Here is an 18,309-nt window from a genome sequence, read left to right as displayed (position 1 = left end):
CAGTCACTGTATGATCGTTGAGTATTTAAAGAAACTGCCTTTTTATGACAAACAATGGTTTCAATTTGTCTTATTTGTGCTGCGTCGCTTTGAAGCAGATCGCTGCCGTGAACAAGCAGGCTCTTTAACCTACACTACCCTGTTTGCCGTTGTACCTATGCTCACCGTATTTTTGGTGATCATCTCATCCATTAAGGCACTCGAACCTGCACGGCAACAATTACAACAACTGATTTACAGCAACTTTTTACCTAAAACCACCATCGCCTTTGATAAAGCCTTAAATGCCTTTACCGACAAATCTAGCAACTTAACCGTCATCGGGATTTTGTTTTTATTCGTGACCACGGTGATGATGCTGACCAGTATTGAAACTGTGTTTAATCGAATTTGGCGGGTTAAGGAAACCCGTGGCGGCATTATGGGTTTTATGCGTTACTGGACCATTATCTCATTAGGCCCTATTTTACTGGGCAGTGCTTTTGTCATTTCCTCAACTTTGGCTTCTATGAATGTGCTGAGTAATAACTTTGCAGGTTATGAGCTCAATGGAGCATTTATTTTATGGCTGATTTCATTTGCCCTAACCATTTTAGGTTTTTTTATTCTGAATTGGACCATTCCCAACCGCAGTGTACCTATTAAAGCCGCATTAATTGCGGGGGGTTTCAGTGCTGTTGTATTTGAATTTTTGAAAAACCTGTTTGGTTTTATTATGTCCAACTTCACCAGTTATGAAATTATTTATGGTGCTTTTGCTGCCGTACCTATTTTCTTACTGTGGATTTTCCTGTCTTGGAATATTGTGCTGTTAGGTGTTGAAATTAGTTATGCCTTGACCGCTTTTGAAGCCAGTCGCGAAAAAAAATGCCATCCGCTGCTCATGCTATTGGACTTACTGGAATTGTTTTACAAAAAACAAATGCGCGGAGAAAGTGTCACTGAAGCTGAAGCCTTAGATGTATTGGGACGTAATGAAATTGGGCGCTGGCCGTCTTATGTGCTGATGCTAGAACAACAAAATTTAATTAAACGTACTGAAAATGATGAATTTGTTTTGGTGCGCAATTTATCTCAGGTAGATTTTTGGAGTTTTTATTCACAGCTACCGTATTCATTGCCACGTCGTCAGGACTTGACCAATGTCTATCCTGATGATGAATGGATGCAAAAACTTGGCCCCGTACTCAGTGAAACCGATGACTATTTGGCTGCCAAATTGTCGATTCCGCTCTCTAAGATTTTTGAAGAAAAATAATCTTGTACGCGCTCGCTAGATTTTAAATATCACCCATCTTCAAATTTAAACCCGTATTGAGCTACTAGGTTATTTGAAGATGATTTTTACAAGACAACATTGCTGATGTTGAGTCTTGCTCAAGTTCATGGAAAAGCTGCAAATACTTATTTTCTTTTTAGTACTTGGGTTTTATGTTTAAACCAACATTGAGCATTCACCATCAACACCCCCAGCATGACCAAAACAGCCCCAATCATAAAACTTTGGCTCAAGCTTTCATTCAACAACCATACACCAAACAATACGCCAAATAATGGCGTTAAAAATGAAAACACGCCTAAACTGGATGCTAAATATTGTTTCAGCAACCAAAACCAAGCGAGATAGCTAATAAACGAAATCAATACCGCATGAAAAATCAAACTGCCTATGGCTAAGGCTGTCCAATAAATTTCAGCCTGTCCCATCCACCATGCCATCGGCAGTAAAATCAAAAAACCACCCATCAATTGGTAAAACAAAGTTTGTGTTGCAGGGGCTTCCGATAAACGACTTAGACGTACCGCAACAGTTGTGGCTGCCCAAAGTATGCCTGCACTCAGCGCAAGTAAATCGCCAAAAAGCATCTGGCTGAAGTTTTGGTGGCTCTCTTGTTGCACAGTATCACGCCATAAAAAAGTCACCGCTATGCCAGCAAAAGACAACAGAATCCCGCCCCATTGCAAGCGAGATAAACGCTCTGCAGGTAGTTTCCAATGCAACGCTAAAGCCACAAAAATAGGCGCGGTATATAGTAAAACCACCACATGCGACGCAGAAGTATATTGAATCGCCTGCCCTAACATAAAAAATTCTGCGGCAAATAAAATACCCACCAATATGCCTGCAGGCAGATATTCAGTCGAAGCCCATTGTGTATTTCTTGCAAGCAATAACAAAGGCAACACCATCACAGCAGACAAGCCTGAACGCAGTGCCAATTGCATCAAGGGTGAAATATCTGCCGCAGCAACTTTTAGCACCACTTGTTGCAGACCCCAAAAAACACACAAAATTAGCATCATACTGCTGGCTTTTGCATCAAGTGCTTGGCGTGAACTCATGGCTGAACCTGATCTGAGATAAAAAATAGACTTTAAAGTAAGCAGCGGACTCAACCTAAATCTTTTGGATATTCAACATCATTGAGTACTTGAGGAGTTTTGGCATTATGCGCGACTTTGCATAAAAAAAGCGACCTAAATAGATCGCTAATTTTTAAGGATTAACTTAATCATCTGTTGCGAAAGCAATATCACTGAGTCCGGCTTCACTCGCACGTGACATCACTTGCGCCACAGTATCATAACGCGCATCTTTATCTGCTCTTAACACCACGGTTGGCTGTTGAGCTTGCTGACTAGCATCATTAAAGCGGGTTTGCAACTCATCTAAACTAATGATTTGATCATCCCACGCCACTTCACCATTGGCATTGATACTGACCTGAATTTGCTCAGGCGGTAAATCAACAATTTCTGCGCTGGTTTGCGGTAAGGTTAATGGTATAGATGGGTTGGCAACGGTCGCTGTCACCAAAAAGATGATCATCAATACCAACATAATGTCGATCAGGGGAATAAGGTTCATCTCATTCATGCCTGAATCGTTGTCTTCACCCAATTGAAAAGCCATTAAACCTGACCTCCCACTAAACTTTGTTGTGTTGCATTCACTTCAGTTCTTTGAACAGAAGAATCTTGTTGCAACATGGTGTCAATCAACAAACTATGTGCATGATCTTGCAAATTTGTAGATAAGGTACGGTTCACACGCGAACAAATGTTGTAAGCAATCACGGCAGGAATCGCCACCGCCAAACCGAAGCCCGTCATAATCAACGCTTCACCAACAGGCGTTGCCACTTGAGCCAATCCCGCCTGACCGCTTTTTCCAACCGCAACGAGTGCATGGAAAATACCCCAAACTGTACCAAACAAACCCACAAACGGTGCTAATGACGCAATTGTACCCAGTACCGATACGCCTTTTTCTGCCGATGCTTTTTCTACCGAAATTTGACGCAATAAGGCTTGCTCAGCAACCGCTTTACGCTGCTCAAAATTTAAGGGCACCAGTTTTGCTTTAAGCTGATTTAAAGCCTGTGACAGTTGAGCATAAGCTTGTTGCTTCAATTGGCGCGTGCCTATCAAACGTAATGCGAAGATGGTCCATGTCGCAATCGACATCGCCAATAACACGAAATACAGCGTTTTGCTGACTGCATCTGCGTGTTGCCAATAGACGGAAAAGTTCATACTCGAACTCCTGTTGAAGGTTAGCCGTTAGGGTTCAATGTCAATTCAAAAGGCTGCTCAGCACGAATTGGATAAGCCACGCCATTTTCTTTGTACGGTTTGAATTTTGCACTACGCACTGCGCGTAAAATCTTTTGATCTAAAGCAGGTACACCACTAGAACGCGTAATTTGAGCATCGGTGATCACGCCTTTTTCATTGGCTTCAATCCGAACCACCACGTTACGGGTTTCTCCCTGTAAATCACGATTGGTATAAGAAGGTTTTGGAGAACGACTCCATTGCACGCCTGAGCCGCCAATCGACACTGTTTTTGGAGCAGAAGGTGCGACAGGAGCAGGTGCTGGCGCAACAGGTGCAACTGTCGGTTTCGGTGCAGGCTGTACCACTTTAGTTTCAGTCACCGTTGCTACAGGTGCAGGTTGCACCACACGTTCGACTGGTTTTTCTACGGGCTTCGCCACGGGTTTAGGGGCTTCTGCTTTTTTAACTTGCTGTACTTTTTCTACTTTTTTCGGTGGCGGTGGCAACGGTTTTTCTACCACAGGCACTTCTTTTACAGGCTGAGGCTTGGGTTTTTCAGGCTGTGGTTCAGCCTTAGGTTGCGGTGGCAACGGTTTAGGCTGTTCTTGAATTTTTACAAAGCGTACTTTTAAAGGTTCTTTTTCTATGGGCTTTAAGGTCGGAGTTTGCATTTGCCCCAATGCCCACAACACACCGACATGACCTAATGCAACAACAGCTAAAGCCGTCACAACTTTCTTTTTCATGGCATTGGGCATTTGTAGCATAGCGTTGGGAGATTGGTTCATTAAAGTCAGCGACCTTCAAAAGCAATTGCCAAACCATCACAGTTCCGAACGATCAAACTGATCGGTTAGCACAATTAAAGTAACGCAATAATAAATGAGAAGTGTTTTCATTTGCAACTATTTTTTAATAACAAACGTGAATCATCCAATAAATTTGCTATTTTAAAAACAGTTTAAATAAATGTTATAACATTACAATTTTAGCATAAAAAAACATGCCATGTCGGCATGTTTTAATTCGATTTTTAGATAGCTTTTACCCTATTGAAATACAACAGTTTTGTTGCCATCTACAATAATACGGTCTTCCAAATGCCATTTAACTGCACGTGCCAGTACATTACGTTCCACATCCTGACCCAATTCACGCAGTTGATCTACCGTAAAGTCGTGGTTTACACGCTCTACATCTTGCTCAATGATCGGACCTTGATCTAGGTCTGCTGTTACATAGTGTGCAGTTGCACCAATCAGTTTTACGCCTTTTTCATAAGCTTGTTTATATGGATTTGCGCCCACGAAAGCAGGCAGGAATGAATGGTGAATATTGATCACTTTCATTTCCCACTTAGAGACAAACTCTTCATCCAAAATTTGCATATAACGCGCCAATACCAACAAATCATTGCCTTGCATCAATTCATCAATTTTAGCGTAAGCTTCACGTTTATTTTCTTTATTAACAGGCACTACTTCAAACGGAATACCAAAGTTTTCTACCGCTTCACGCAAGGTGTCATGGTTCGACACCACTTTGGTAATTTCACATGGTAAACCACCACGTGAATGACGCCATAATAGTTCGAGCAAAGCATGATCAACTTTAGACACCAAAATGCCGACTTTTTTCACATCGCTGACCAAAGCCAAACGCCATTGCATTTCATAACGCTCTGCCACGTTAGAAGCAAAGGTTTGCAATAAGCTTTCTTTACGGCTTTGCAAGTGATCCAGTTCAAACTCAACCCGCATGAAATAACGCCCGCCCTGAGCTTCTGTTGCGTATTGATCAAGCGCGGTAATGTTGGCTCCTTGATGATACAAAAAGCTCGATACAGCCTGCACAATACCTGGCTTATCTTCACAGGTAATCAGTAAACGTGCAGTATTCGCAGTCGTCATATTCATGTTGTTTTTAGTCACTACTTGGTTAAATTGAAAAACAAGCCGAGTATTCTAGCGCGTTTCTCAGACATTCTAAATAGCCATTCTCAGTCTCTTAGTCGGCTTGAGTATTTTTACTGGATGATAAACTCTCAAACAGTTCAGATGTGCCTAGTGTTTCTAGTAAACGCTCATAGGTTGCACGACTTTCACCCCGTAAATATGCCCCTTCAAGGAACAGCATTTGACGTAAAGCCTGCCAAATCCATTTTTCTTCCAAATGGTTTGAATCGGTAATGTGACCCGACATATATAAGAAGTTCGTCCAGTTGGTCAGCACAATCCAAATATTGATAATCAAGGCTTCAATTTCTGACTCAGTCATTTGCATCAGACCCGCATCCACAAAGGCCTGATAAATTTTTTGTCCCTGCTGCATGACCTGTCCTGCAAAACGTGGATACATTTTGCGGAAATCTTCATTGGTTTCGACCAAATGATAGACATCACGATGCAAAAAACGATAAGCCCACAGCTGACTACTGAGAACCTGAAAATAACGAATTTTGTCATTGGCATCTAAGCCACGATTTTCAGGCAAAGCCAGCATTTCTAAAGTTTCTTGCTGATATTGTTCCATCAGCTCTTTAATAATTTCGTTCTTATTGCGGAAGTGGTAATACAAGTTTCCTGGGCTCATGCCCAGTTCTGCCGCAATATGATTGGTTGTTACCGAACGCTCACCACGCTCGTTAAACAATTGCAAACTCAATTGCAAAATACGTTCTTTGGTTTTCAACGTTTTGGTTTGAGACATCCTAAAAACAACCATTCTTTAAAATTTGGGGGGCATGAAAACATAAAGTCACTTGACTGATTAGAGTAAATACTCTAAAAATTAACTTATATTGCTTTTATTGAATGGTAACATGCCATGAACAGTCAAACAAAAACAACTTCAATGACCCCACATTCACCCGATTTACAACGTCTGGATGATATTTTGGCATTGCAGAAATATGCCTATCAGCGTCATCCTGTCCCAAGTGCCAAAGAACGCATTGAACGCTTAGCCCGCTTAAAACGTGTGATTGTGAAATATCAGGATCAATTTGCCGAAGCCATTAACCGTGACTATGGCAACCGCGCCATTGCAGAAACCAAAATTGGTGAATTACTTACCTGCTTGGAACATATCAAATATTACAGCAAAAACCTGACCGACTGGATGAAGCCATCTAAACGTCAGGTTGGTATTATCCACCAACCTGCAAAAGCATGGGTACAGTATCAACCTTTAGGGGTAATTGGCATTATTGCACCTTGGAACTATCCGCTGCTGTTGTCTTTAGGCCCACTGATCTGTGCTTTGGCTGCAGGCAACCATGCCATGATCAAAATTTCCAGTGCTTCTGCGCATTTTGGTAAAGTACTGGAAAACGCCATGAGCGAAGCATTTCCACAGGAATTGGTGGCAGTAATTAATGGCGGCGGTATTATTTCCGATGCGTTCTGTCATTTGCCTTTTGACAAAATTATTTTCACAGGCTCTACCGAAGTCGGCAAAACTGTAATGGCTGCCGCGTCACAAAACCTTGTGCCTGTCATTTTAGAACTAGGTGGAAAATCCCCTGTTTTGGTGCATCCATCTAGCGATATGGTCGATGTAGCGCAGCGTATTGCGGTAGGTAAACTCTGGAATGCTGGACAAACCTGTGTTGCACCCGACTATATGTTCTTGCCTAAAGGCAAAACTGCCGAATTTATGGAGCATTTCGAGCAATTTGTGACCGAAATGTATCCGCATATTCGTGATAACCAAGACTACACTTCTATTATTAATGACAAACAATATCGTCGCTTACAGGGCTATTTAGAAGATGCACGTGAGCGAGGTGCAAATATTATTGAAATTAATCCGCAAAGTGAAAATGTGGCTGCAACCCGTAAAATGGCACCAACGGTACTGACCAATGTCAGTCCAGACATGCAAATTATGCAAAATGAGATCTTTGGTCCAGTCCTGCCAATCTTAGAATATGAACAAATTGATGATGTAATCGAGTTTATTAATAGCCGACCGCGTCCTCTTGCTTTATACTATTTCGACTTTGATCAGGCGCGTGCCGACTATGTCGCACAGCGAACCCATTCAGGGCATTTCGGACTCAATACTGTATTGACCCACGTTGCACAAGATGACTTACCATTTGGTGGTGTTGGTGCATCGGGCATGGGGAAATATCACGGTCCAGAAGGTTTTTTCAGCTTGTCACATGAACGGTCGGTAATGTCTAATCCGAAGCTTTACAGCTTGAAGTTCATTCTCCCCCCATTTGATAAGCCGATTCATCGATTGATTTCGAAGACGCTTCTTCGTTAACTGATCAAGGCATGAGCTATCAAACACGCTCATGCTGTTTTTGAAGAAAATCGCTTGTCTTTTAAGCGTATTTTTGATATAAAACGCCCCTTGAATGAATTCATCCGTTTATTTTTGACTGGCCATACAGATTTGCTGTTGGCTAAATCAATGGAGTTACACCATGTCTAAGGTTTGCCAAGTTACCGGCAAGCGTCCAGTCGTTGGTAACAACGTCTCACACGCCAACAACAAAACTAAGCGCCGGTTCGAGCCGAACCTGCACAACCACCGTTTCTGGTTAGAAAGCGAAAAACGTTTCGTACGTCTTCGTTTAACCACTAAAGGTATGCGTATTATCGACAAATTGGGCATTGAAAAGGTTGTTGCTGACCTTCGTGCTCAAGGTCAAAAGATCTAAGTAAGGAGTCAGGACAATGCGTGATAAGATTCGCTTAGTTTCTACAGCTGGTACAGGTTATTTCTATACCACTACTAAAAACAAACGTACTATGCCGGAAAAAATGGAAATCAAAAAATTTGATCCAAAAATCCGTCAACACGTAGTTTTCAAAGAAGCTAAAATCAAATAATTTTAGCTTTTTTAAAAAACGACCTTATTCAGGTCGTTTTTTTTTGCACTTTTTTTGCCTCACTTGTTAAAATTTCCTCGTTTTCTTTTTTGGCACTATTTGTGCTTGTCTTATTTCAGTCTTTTGACCGCACCTTCACCATGGCTTAGGAGTTTCTCGTGCCTCATGATGTAGAACTCATCATCTTACTTGCCGTTGGTTTTAGCTTGGCACTGGTATTTGGCTATATCGCTGCGCGCTTACGCCTTCCACCGCTTATGGGCTATCTGATTGCAGGTGTCATCATTAGTCCCAACACACCGGGCATTGTGGCAGATATTCATCTTGCCAACCAATTGGCAGAACTTGGGGTCATGTTCCTCATGTTCGGTGTTGGCATGCATTTCTCGCTAAATGATTTAATGCAGGTACGACGCATTGCTTTGCCTGGTGCAGTATTGCAGATCGCCGTGGCGACCCTGCTCGGTGTAGGCGTGTCGATGATGTGGGGTTGGAGTTTTGGTTCTGCCTTAATTTTTGGCTTAAGCCTGTCTTGTGCCAGTACCGTTGTGCTCTTAAAAGCATTGGGTGATCGTGGCCTGCTCGACTCCGTGAACGGTAAAATTGCCGTAGGCTGGTTGTTAGTTGAAGACTTAGTGATGGTCTTAGCATTGGTGCTTTTGCCTGCCACAGCTGTATTACTGGGTGGACAAGCTATCGACAATGCCAGTGATGAAAATATTTGGCTAACACTCGGACTGACTTTATTAAAAGTTTCAGGCTTTATTGCCTTCATGCTGATTGTTGGCAAACGCCTTGTGCCCTTCATTATGCAAATTGTGGCTCGCTTAGGCTCGCGGGAACTGTTTACTCTAACGGTAGTCGCTGCTGCGGTATCAATTGCCTTTGGTGCTTATAAAATCTTTGGCGTGTCGATGGCACTTGGGGCGTTCTTTGCGGGGATGGTGGTCAAAGAATCTGATTTCAGTCATCGCGCCGAAGAAGAAACTTTACCCTTACGTGAAATTTTCTCCATTCTATTTTTCGTTGCTGTGGGCATGCTGTTTGACCCGCGTATTCTGATAGAAGAACCACTGCACGTTTTAGCGGTCGTCGGCATTATCATGGTGGGTAAAACCATTGCAGCCATGGCATTGGTCTTGTTCTTCCGCTATCCACTCAACACAGCTTTGACCGTAGGCGCGAGCTTGGCACAAATTGGTGAGTTTTCCTTTATTTTGGCAACACTAGGCGTATCTTTACAACTGCTGTCACTAGAAGGACAAAACCTGATTTTAGCAGGCGCACTCATTTCAATTACCCTCAATTCCTTTGTTTTTTCTGCGATTGAACCTGTGCAAAACTGGATTCGGGAACGCTCTTATTTGGCGCGTTTACTTGAACGCAGCAATGACCCTTTAGCCATGCTGCCCGATGAAGTTTCTCAAGATTATTTACGTGATCAGGTGGTGATTGTTGGACATGGTGAAGTCGGACGCCGCATTACTCAAAATTTAATGGCTGAAAATATTAAGGTCGTGATTGCAGAAGAAAACCGTGAAATTGTCGAAGACCTACGTGAAAAAGGTATTGCTGCGGTCAGCGGGGTTGCCACTGAAGCAGGTGTACTGATTCAGGCACATATTCAACATGCACGACTGCTCGTTCTCTCGCCTATGGACATTTTGGATATTCATAAAATTGTGGATATTGCCAAAACCCTAAACCCTGAAATTCAGGTTTTGGTGTGTGCAGAAAGCAAAGCCGAAGCGGAAGTAATTCGTAAAGACAACATTGGTGAAGTGTATTTTGCCAAAGAAGAAATGGCGAAAAATATGAGCAATTATATTTTAAATCAAATTGAAATTGCCCATCATCAGCCACCAACGCATTGAGCATCATTCATCTAAAACCCATAGCCAAAATCACAAAAAGCGCACCGTTTAAGCTGCGCTTTTTTGTTGATGTATAGATTGGCTTTCACTGTGTTGATGAAAAACTATCTAATACTCTCCATGATTTTAACCAAAGCAGATAGACAATCTATTCATTAAAGATATCTCATCACCGAAAGACCTTTTGGGATTAACTCATAAATTGCGGCTGTTCATCCACAATTTCGGCATGCCATTCATTGACCTGCTTTTCCAACAAGCCAAATAATGCCGCCTGAATCATGTGCTGTGCCACAACAGCCGTCTGATCGCCCAATATGGCTTTGACTTCGTCATTGAACTGGATTTTGACCAACGGCTCTTTTTCAGAGCCTGCATTACGCAATGCCAACTCGCCACCTTCAAGCTGAACCAGCTCTAAAATCGCTTCCTGATTACCAAATAATTCTTTCAATTGCTCTATAGACATATATCCTCCATGCTCGACATGGCGGCAAAGGCGCTTGCACTTTGCATCGTTCAGAATATTTATATCGGGCTGATCAGATTTTTTTCAAGGGCGTTTGGTCGGCTTAAAATTCCACCATTTCATTACGAAAACCATCAATCAACTGGGTTAAGTCACGATGCCATTCGCGCAAAATTTTCGTATCTGGTAGCCATGCTTGCGGAGATTGCGTGACTTTAATAATCAAATTGGATGACGTTTCCTGTTCAGGTTCTGGTGCACTTGGCTCGGGCGTGTACTGACATAAACGATAAGCGCGCTTTAACTCTGCAATAAAACCCGATTTGCTCAGTTGCTCCAAAATTGCCACTTCAGGGGAAATCTGCCCTTTGGCTGCCATCAATTCTTCAATTGATTTAAGGGTTGGATTACTGTCATTTAAACGATAATACCGCACCAATTCCTGCAAAAAAGCCAGCACCGCGCCATTTAAATGAAACACCGCAGCTTCACGATGTGCCTGCGCTTGCTGAACATGCTCGGTTTGCTCGGCCTGCTGACATGAAAGACGGGCGAAATATAATTTCTGATTGGTACGATCTGCATGAAAACGAGCAACACGGGACATGAGCATTTCCTCAATTTAGCGTTCTAAGAAGCTTAGATTAAACCGATTTTCCTGCAACACCCAATAAAAAATACACTATTTTTACTGCGATAAAATCGCGCACCAATGCAGTGCCAATCTCGTATTTTTACTAAAAATCACGCATAAAAAAGGAGCATTTTTTGCTCCCTTTGAACTATTTTGATGCAGGTTTATCTTCTGCTGCTTTGACACGTATTCCATGACCATGCAGACGCAAAGTATTCAGCGCTTTAATGGCTTTTACTGCCTCACGTGCATGTGGCATTTCTACAAATGCAAAACCTTTAGATTTTCCTGTTGCAGCATCCAACACCAAATTACAAGATTCTACAGTGCCATATTCCTGAAAAAGCTTTAACAATTCTTCTTCAGTCACTGTACGCTCTAAACTACGAACTAAAATTTTCATCTTACAACCTTAAAATAGGCAAAAAACATCAAAAAGCACTCGCCTACTCTACTTTTTGCAGGAAACCTTGTGGCATAGTTTAATCGAGATCAATGCCAAAATCTAAATTAATCGCTTGGCGTTCCACCAAGGCACTTTTCACAGTTTGCTGACGGGTACGGTGATGAGTTTCCATCGTACACAACTGCCGTGTCAGATCATTCAAAAAATAACTGTCCAGTTTGCGCCCTTGTTCATCTACCGTATCACGCGCCCATAAATTAAAATTTTGCTTGGTTAAAATCAGTTCATTTTGGGCACGGGTCAAAGCCACGTACAGCACTCGACGTTCTTCTTCAATATCATCAAAACTGCCCTGCGCCCGTGCATGGGGGTACTGTCCTGCTGTCACATTCGCCACATAACAGACTTTTTGCTCAGTCCCTTTGGCAGAATGAATGGTGATTAAAGTGACCACATCGGTATCAGACTGGCGTTCAATTTCAGAAATAGACACAGGATCGAGCACATATTCTTCTAAAAACTCACTTAACTGTGCATGCTTGCCCGCCAATTGTTGCACCAACTGAAAATCACCCTGACGACGATTCCAGTCTTTTTTATAGTTATCAGTCAATTGTTCCTGAATCGCTTCAATGCCTAAACCGACGCAAGCCGCAACTTCATGTCGTAAGACATCCATTTGCTTCATGATCAATAAAGTTTTTTCTGGCAAGCGTCCAAATTTTTCCAGCTTTTCAATCACCTGATCCATTGTCGGTTCAAGTAACAATTGCTGCGCCAACTTACTCGCACCGACATCACCCACGCCATTCCATAAAGTGAGAAAACGCATCCATGCAATATCATCTAAAGGATTGGCAATAACGCGCAATAAACTAAGTAAGTCTTTCACATGCGCAGTTTCCAAGAGCTTCATGCCGCCAATAAAACGATACGGCACACTTGCCGCAATACACGCGGCTTCAATATGTCGCGCTGCAAAACTCGAACGCACCAAGACCATGTGATCTGACCACGGCGCGCCTTGCAAGAAATGTCGCTCTTTAATATCAATCGCAATCCATTTGGCTTCATCAAATTCATTCGGGAAAATATGCATTTTGGGTTTGATGCCATCACCACGATGCGCCTGCAACCGTTTGTTATAGCGAATCTCACTTTGATCTAACAACCAATTGGACAGGTCTAAAATTTCCTGCGTAGAACGGTAATTTTGCTCTAATTTGAAAATTTGAGCATTGGGTACGCGCTCTGTGAAATGATGAATATTTTCAAAATCTGCACCACGGAAACCATAAATCGATTGTGCATCATCGCCCACACAAAACAAACTGACCCGATCTTTTAAAGGCTCAAGCAAAGCCCATTGCAAAGGATTGGTGTCCTGCATTTCATCGACCAAAAGATGCTGACAAATTGACGCGACATAATCGACCAGACCTTCCGACTGCGCCAATGCCGATGCCACCACAGCCAAAATATCGTCATAATCGAGAAAGCCTCGTGCGCGTTTACGGCTTTCATATTCCTGCATAATTTCAGCAATTGGATCTTTTAAGGCCAAATATTCAGGCTGCTGTTTTTCTAAAGCCACACTTAGTTTTTGACGAGTATTCCGCGCAAAAGAATACAAATCACATAATTCTTGAGGCTTAGGCAACTGACTTGGATTTTTCTTATCATCTTTTCCGCGAATGAGGCGAAACATCATCAATTGATCATCACGATCAATAATAGAAAACTGCTCTAAGCCAAAAGCTTTAGGAATACGTCGTAACAAGTACATACAAAAAGTATGAAAGGTCGAAGCACGTAAGCCTTTGGCTTGCTCGCCCAGTGCCAACTCCACCCGTGCGACAATTTCACTCGCCGCACGGCGGGTAAAGGTCAAAATTTGAATTTGATTGGCTGGAATACCTTGATCAATCAAGTACGCTGCACGTGCCACAATGGTTTTGGTTTTGCCACAGCCTGCGCCAGCCAAGACCAGACTATGTTGATATGCTGTCGTGGCTGCTTGTTTTTGCTGGGGATTCAATTCATCAATTAGGCTGGCTAAACTCATAGTGACTCATCGTACTGGGTGGATGAATAGTTTAACAGATCGGTTTAGGAATAAACCCATGAATATAAATGGCTCGGTTCATGCCTAAACACATACTTTTACACAAGCTCTATTGTAGAGATGTGGATAAGTACATGCTTATCCACATTATTTCCAGCCCAATTCTATGGCAGTGATTTCGTTAATACGTGTCTGTTGTAACGATTCAGGCATTTTACTTTTGCTTTGCGAAAGTGGCACATAACCCGCCATCAGTTCAGCCTGTCGTTGTGGATACAATGGTTGCTGATTTGGGTCTGCATAACCAATCGGATAAATCGGCTGACCTGTGCTCAAATCGTATTTATCTGTGGCACCAAAGGTATGCAGTAATTCATGCACCATCACCATCGTATTACGCTGACTGTGCGCAGCAGAAGCAAATAAATTCACCGAGCCAATTTTGCCTTTTTGCAAAGCGGTGGAATGCTTCAAAATTTGAGTTTGACTCGGATCATAATAATTCAGGTACAGCGTCACTGTTGCTGTACCATCACTGCTTTGTCGTTGCTGCCAAGCGTAAAAGCGGAACTTTAAACTCCAAAGTACGGTGCTAAGCAGCGATGCCTGCTCAGGCACTTTCGGTGGCAACTGCTTTAATTCTCGCCCCTGCTTGAAATAGAGCGCAAGCGGTTGCCCACGATACTGCAAAGAAGCTTGTTTTAGATAGTCTTGAGCAGAATTTAAATTATTGATATTTAATGTATTGATATAGTTTTGGGTGTTTGATCGTCCATCGGCATTGATTGGGTGTAACAATACGATGATGGGCTTATTCCAGTCTTGGCTCTGATCACGCCAAGCATTGACTGCAACGACCAGCAAAACCAGCAATAAGCATAAAATTCGGATTTTTTTCCACATACTTTAAATATCTTTAGGCAATCACTTTACCGAGTTTAATCTTATTATCTTTAAACTCGACCCCCACATCGGATTAAGATTCACAAAACCTCTCTGTTTTTTATTTTTCACATTTCAAATTATAGGATTTAAAAAAATGCTGACCGAAGCCAGCATTTTGTAATTTGGATAATTAAGCCTCAACCCATTTACCATCTTGGTAAACCAATGACCATTTGGTTTGTTTGCCTTCAGGCGTTTCCGAACCAATATATTGCGCTTGATTCTTACGGCTGAATTTCACCAAGGTTGGATTACCTTCTGGGTCTGCATCAGGTGCTTGCAAAATAAACTGATATTTCGGATCAAGCTGTTCTGCAACTGTGCGTAATTCCGCGACTTTCGGTGCACGGGTTTCACGTACTTTCGGGAACTTACTGGCTGCCAAGAACAAGCCTGCTGCACCATCACGCAACACAAAGAAATCATCGTGTTTGGTTGAACGTAAATGTTCCATTTTAATTGGATCAACACGCGGTGGCGCAGGCTGACCATTCTTGAGTACTTTTCGCGTGTTTTCACAGCTGGTGCAGGCAAAATAAGGGCCAAAACGACCTGTTTTCAACTGCATTTCGCCATCGCACTTGTCACACGGAATGGTTGGGCCATCATAGCCTTTAATTTTGAACTCGCCTTCTTCTAGCTCAAAACCTGCACAGTCTGGGTTATTCCCACAAATGTGCAGTTTACGACCACCATCAATTACATAACTGTCCATGGCTGTTTCACAAATTGGACAGCGCTTTTTAGACATCAAATCTGCGGTTTCAGCGGCATCATCATCGGATAAGGCGGCAAGTGATTCTACAGGTGTCAGGTTCAGCGTTCCCTTACAACGCTCTTTTGGCGGCAAGTTATAGCCTGAGCAGCCTAAGAATACGCCTGTCGTACCTGTACGAATCTGCATTGGTCGTGAGCATTCTTTACAATGTACTGCATCGACCTCTACAGGCAAGTTACGGCGCATGCCTTGTTCGCCCTGTGCATTGGTTAAACGCTGTTTGAAATCGCCATAAAAACTGTTAAGCAAATCTTTCCAGTTACGTTCACCATCTGCAACTTTATCCAGCTGACCTTCCAAGTCTGCTGTAAAATCGTAGTTCATCAGGTTATTAAAACTTTCATCCAGACGATCTGTAACAATCTCACCCATTTTTTCGGCAAACAGACGACGGTTTTCCAGTTTGACATAACCACGGTCTTGAATAGTTGAAATAATCGCAGCATAGGTCGATGGACGTCCAATACCTTTTTTCTCAAGCTCTTTCACCAAAGAGGCTTCGGTAAAACGCGCAGGCGGTTTGGTAAAGTGTTGTGATGGATCAAGCTTCTCTAATTTAAGAATTTCACCGACTTTAACTGCAGGCAGTAACACATCATCATCCGATTTGTTTTGCCCACGCACTTTGGTAAAGCCATCAAAAACTAGCGTACGACCTTTGGCTTTTAACTCGACACCATTGGCATCAACCAAAATGGTCGATGATAAATATTCGGCTGGTGTCATTTGGCAAGCGACGAACTGACGCCAAATCAGATCATATAAACGCTGTGCATCGCGCTCTACACCCACCAAACTGTCGCCTTTAAGCGCAACATTAGATGGACGAATCGCTTCGTGCGCTTCTTGTGCGCCTGCTTTATTGCCATAACGATTTGGTTTAGCAGGCAGATATTTTTGACCAAACTCCGCTTCAATATGCGTACGCACCATATTGACCGCGTCATCACTCAGGAAGGTCGAGTCTGTACGCATATAGGTGATAAAACCTGCCTCATACAAACGCTGTGCTAGCATCATGGTTTTCTTGACTGAAAAACCAAGACGGGTACTCGCAGCCTGTTGCAGCGTTGACGTGATATACGGCGCACTTGGGTTGACTTTGGTCGGCTTATCTTCACGTGCAGATACGGTGTATTGCGCATCTTTAATCAAGTTCAGTAAAGCATCGGTTTCAGCTTTGTTGCGTAACTTGAGGGTTTTACCCGCTTGCTTAACCGCTTCTAGACGAATGTCATCTTTTTCAGATTTAGTATCTGCAAAGACTTGCCAATATTCTTCGGGTACAAAGGCGCGAATTTCACGCTCGCGCTCCACAACCAGCTTCACCGCAACTGACTGCACTCGTCCTGCCGATAAACCACGGGCAATTTTTTCCCAGAGCAGTGGCGAAATCATAAAACCCACCACGCGATCTAAGAAACGACGTGCCTGTTGGGCATTGACTTTGTTGGTATCTAAACGCGCAGGATGCTTAAAGGCTTCTTGAATCGCATTTTTGGTAATTTCGTTAAACACGACACGTTGATAACGTGAGTCATCTCCACCAATGACTTCTTTTAAGTGCCACGCAATCGCTTCCCCTTCACGGTCCAAGTCCGTTGCGAGATAGACTTCATCGACCTGCGATGCCAGTTTTTTTAATTCAGCGACTACATTTTCTTTGCCTGGCAGCACTTCATAGTGTGCTTTCCAGTCATGTTCAGGATCAACCCCCATACGGTTGACTAATGCTTGTTGAGCTTTTTCAGCTTTCTGAGCCTCGGTCAGTTTGGTTCGGGTGGTGGTTTTCTTTTCTGTGGTTTTTGCGCCACCACTGGTTGGCAAATCACGCACGTGACCGACCGAAGACTTCACAATGTAGTCCGAACCAAGATATTTATTGATTGTTTTCGCTTTTGCAGGCGACTCCACAATCACTAAAGCACGTTTGTGACCAGCTTCAGATTTGGCTGCAGTGCTTTTGGATGTGGACCGAGGAGCGTTCGCCATAAGTAACCGTATTTCCTATTTAATGGTTTAAAAATTAACGTTCAGCCAAGCTATGTAAAAAGGCTTTCATCTCATCTAATTGAGTTGCGCGAAGATCGGCTTCTTCATCCCAATAGATTCCTACACAGTTTGCCTGCATATCAATAGCATAAATGCCCTTTAATGCAATGGGTAAGCCTTGGAATTTCTCATCGCCATGCAACAGCTCTAGCTTTTGATCTGTCACTAAAGCACGCATTAACGGTAAACGTGCATCGGCAATGAGTACGCTGTAATACGCCACCATACTGGCACGTGATTCCGTAGCTTTGGGGATTTTTGTCCAATCAGGTGCAACCACCAAACGAGGGTGTAGTCCCATTTTTCGGGCTTTTTCACGCATCAATCCTAAAGCTTTTTCTCTTGGGCTGACACGCAGACCAAAAATAGAGCCCATCACAAATATAATGATGGCAACGGCAACCCAAATTCCAGTATTTTCCATAGTACAACCTTTCTATTCTTATATTAGAGTTGCATAAGCACAATATAAAACGCAAGATTAAAATAAGCTGTGATTTATTTATTTCAAGTGTTTTAGTCTATCTGCTTACAAACAGCTTAAAATCGTCTTACGTGAAAAGGCATCATTTTCAAAACTTTAAATGGTTGATAAATGATGACTTAAATCAGTCTTATCGATAAAAAAATAATCTTGCAGATGGGTTTTAAATCGACACATACCATTAATCGAAAAAT

The 18,309-nt window shown here is 42.6% G+C and carries 18 protein-coding genes; 5 read left to right on the top strand and 13 right to left on the bottom strand.

Annotated elements, in window-relative coordinates:
* The first annotated feature begins 10 nt into the window (after positions 1-10).
* Entirely contained in the window at positions 11-1,258 is a 1,248-nt protein-coding gene (locus FTU70_RS11010) for a YihY family inner membrane protein (RefSeq protein ID WP_180060584.1), read from the top strand.
* Positions 1,259-1,404: 146 nt separating this feature from the next.
* On the opposite strand, the gene FTU70_RS11005 is transcribed toward FTU70_RS11010, so the two are convergent.
* From FTU70_RS11005 to FTU70_RS10980, 6 genes are all read right to left on the bottom strand, one after another.
* Complete coding sequence (locus tag FTU70_RS11005) at positions 1,405-2,343, bottom strand: DMT family transporter (protein ID WP_131261036.1); 939 nt, start codon at positions 2,341-2,343, stop codon at positions 1,405-1,407.
* A gap of 166 nt (positions 2,344-2,509) precedes the next feature.
* Complete coding sequence (locus FTU70_RS11000) at positions 2,510-2,914, bottom strand: biopolymer transporter ExbD (protein ID WP_004976158.1); 405 nt, start codon at positions 2,912-2,914, stop codon at positions 2,510-2,512.
* Entirely contained in the window at positions 2,914-3,537 is a 624-nt protein-coding gene (locus FTU70_RS10995; protein ID WP_096901723.1) for a MotA/TolQ/ExbB proton channel family protein, read from the bottom strand. The genes FTU70_RS11000 and FTU70_RS10995 overlap by 1 nt, the downstream gene beginning before the upstream one ends.
* Before the next feature lie 20 nt (positions 3,538-3,557).
* A complete protein-coding gene (locus FTU70_RS10990; RefSeq protein WP_104853035.1) occupies positions 3,558-4,349 on the bottom strand; it encodes an energy transducer TonB in 792 nt (263 codons plus the stop codon).
* Positions 4,350-4,610: 261 nt separating this feature from the next.
* Positions 4,611-5,477, bottom strand: coding sequence for a formyltetrahydrofolate deformylase (gene purU, locus FTU70_RS10985; protein WP_004976151.1), 867 nt, complete (start codon positions 5,475-5,477; stop codon positions 4,611-4,613).
* A gap of 91 nt (positions 5,478-5,568) precedes the next feature.
* Positions 5,569-6,270, bottom strand: a complete 702-nt coding sequence (locus tag FTU70_RS10980; protein WP_004976150.1) for a TetR/AcrR family transcriptional regulator — start codon at positions 6,268-6,270, stop codon at positions 5,569-5,571.
* A 117-nt stretch (positions 6,271-6,387) separates the two neighbouring features.
* Here FTU70_RS10980 and FTU70_RS10975 point away from each other — a divergent pair, with 117 nt between their 5' ends.
* The 4 genes from FTU70_RS10975 to FTU70_RS10960 all read left to right on the top strand — a co-directional run bounded on the left by FTU70_RS10975 (position 6,388) and on the right by FTU70_RS10960 (position 10,282).
* Positions 6,388-7,836, top strand: a complete 1,449-nt coding sequence (locus FTU70_RS10975) for a coniferyl aldehyde dehydrogenase (protein WP_004976148.1) — start codon at positions 6,388-6,390, stop codon at positions 7,834-7,836.
* Between the two features lie 163 nt (positions 7,837-7,999).
* Positions 8,000-8,236: a 50S ribosomal protein L28 gene (gene rpmB / locus FTU70_RS10970; protein ID WP_004976147.1), complete on the top strand. Its 237-nt coding sequence runs from the start codon at positions 8,000-8,002 to the stop codon at positions 8,234-8,236.
* Between the two features lie 16 nt (positions 8,237-8,252).
* Positions 8,253-8,408 (top strand): 50S ribosomal protein L33, encoded by a 156-nt coding sequence (gene rpmG / locus FTU70_RS10965; RefSeq protein WP_004976146.1) that lies wholly within the window; start codon positions 8,253-8,255, stop codon positions 8,406-8,408.
* Positions 8,409-8,566: 158 nt separating this feature from the next.
* Positions 8,567-10,282, top strand: coding sequence for a cation:proton antiporter (locus FTU70_RS10960; RefSeq protein ID WP_104853033.1), 1,716 nt, complete (start codon positions 8,567-8,569; stop codon positions 10,280-10,282).
* A gap of 190 nt (positions 10,283-10,472) precedes the next feature.
* On the opposite strand, the gene FTU70_RS10955 is transcribed toward FTU70_RS10960, so the two are convergent.
* The 7 genes from FTU70_RS10955 to FTU70_RS10925 form a co-directional block, all read right to left on the bottom strand.
* The gene (locus FTU70_RS10955) at positions 10,473-10,751 is read right to left on the bottom strand and encodes a hypothetical protein (protein ID WP_131261040.1); all 279 of its coding nucleotides are present in this window, start codon (positions 10,749-10,751) and stop codon (positions 10,473-10,475) included.
* 103 nt (positions 10,752-10,854) lie between these two features.
* Positions 10,855-11,358: a DUF6586 family protein gene (locus FTU70_RS10950; protein ID WP_179988458.1), complete on the bottom strand. Its 504-nt coding sequence runs from the start codon at positions 11,356-11,358 to the stop codon at positions 10,855-10,857.
* A gap of 175 nt (positions 11,359-11,533) precedes the next feature.
* Positions 11,534-11,788, bottom strand: a complete 255-nt coding sequence (locus FTU70_RS10945; RefSeq protein ID WP_004976139.1) for an RNA-binding protein — start codon at positions 11,786-11,788, stop codon at positions 11,534-11,536.
* A gap of 79 nt (positions 11,789-11,867) precedes the next feature.
* Positions 11,868-13,856: an ATP-dependent helicase gene (locus tag FTU70_RS10940; RefSeq protein ID WP_180060583.1), complete on the bottom strand. Its 1,989-nt coding sequence runs from the start codon at positions 13,854-13,856 to the stop codon at positions 11,868-11,870.
* Between the two features lie 147 nt (positions 13,857-14,003).
* Positions 14,004-14,759 (bottom strand): hypothetical protein, encoded by a 756-nt coding sequence (locus FTU70_RS10935; protein WP_179988460.1) that lies wholly within the window; start codon positions 14,757-14,759, stop codon positions 14,004-14,006.
* Positions 14,760-14,931: 172 nt separating this feature from the next.
* Positions 14,932-17,571 carry a type I DNA topoisomerase gene (gene topA / locus FTU70_RS10930; RefSeq protein ID WP_179991458.1) on the bottom strand — a complete coding sequence of 880 codons (2,640 nt, stop codon included), beginning with the start codon at positions 17,569-17,571 and terminating at the stop codon, positions 14,932-14,934.
* Positions 17,572-17,605: 34 nt separating this feature from the next.
* The gene (locus FTU70_RS10925) at positions 17,606-18,055 is read right to left on the bottom strand and encodes an ammonium transporter (protein ID WP_004976129.1); all 450 of its coding nucleotides are present in this window, start codon (positions 18,053-18,055) and stop codon (positions 17,606-17,608) included.
* Between the last annotated feature and the right edge of the window lie 254 nt (positions 18,056-18,309).

The organism is Acinetobacter sp. YH12135, from assembly GCF_013418565.1.
Lineage (GTDB): Bacteria > Pseudomonadota > Gammaproteobacteria > Pseudomonadales > Moraxellaceae > Acinetobacter > Acinetobacter towneri.
Note: the sequence above shows the minus strand (reverse complement) of the source record. Positions and strands in the feature narration are given on the sequence as shown.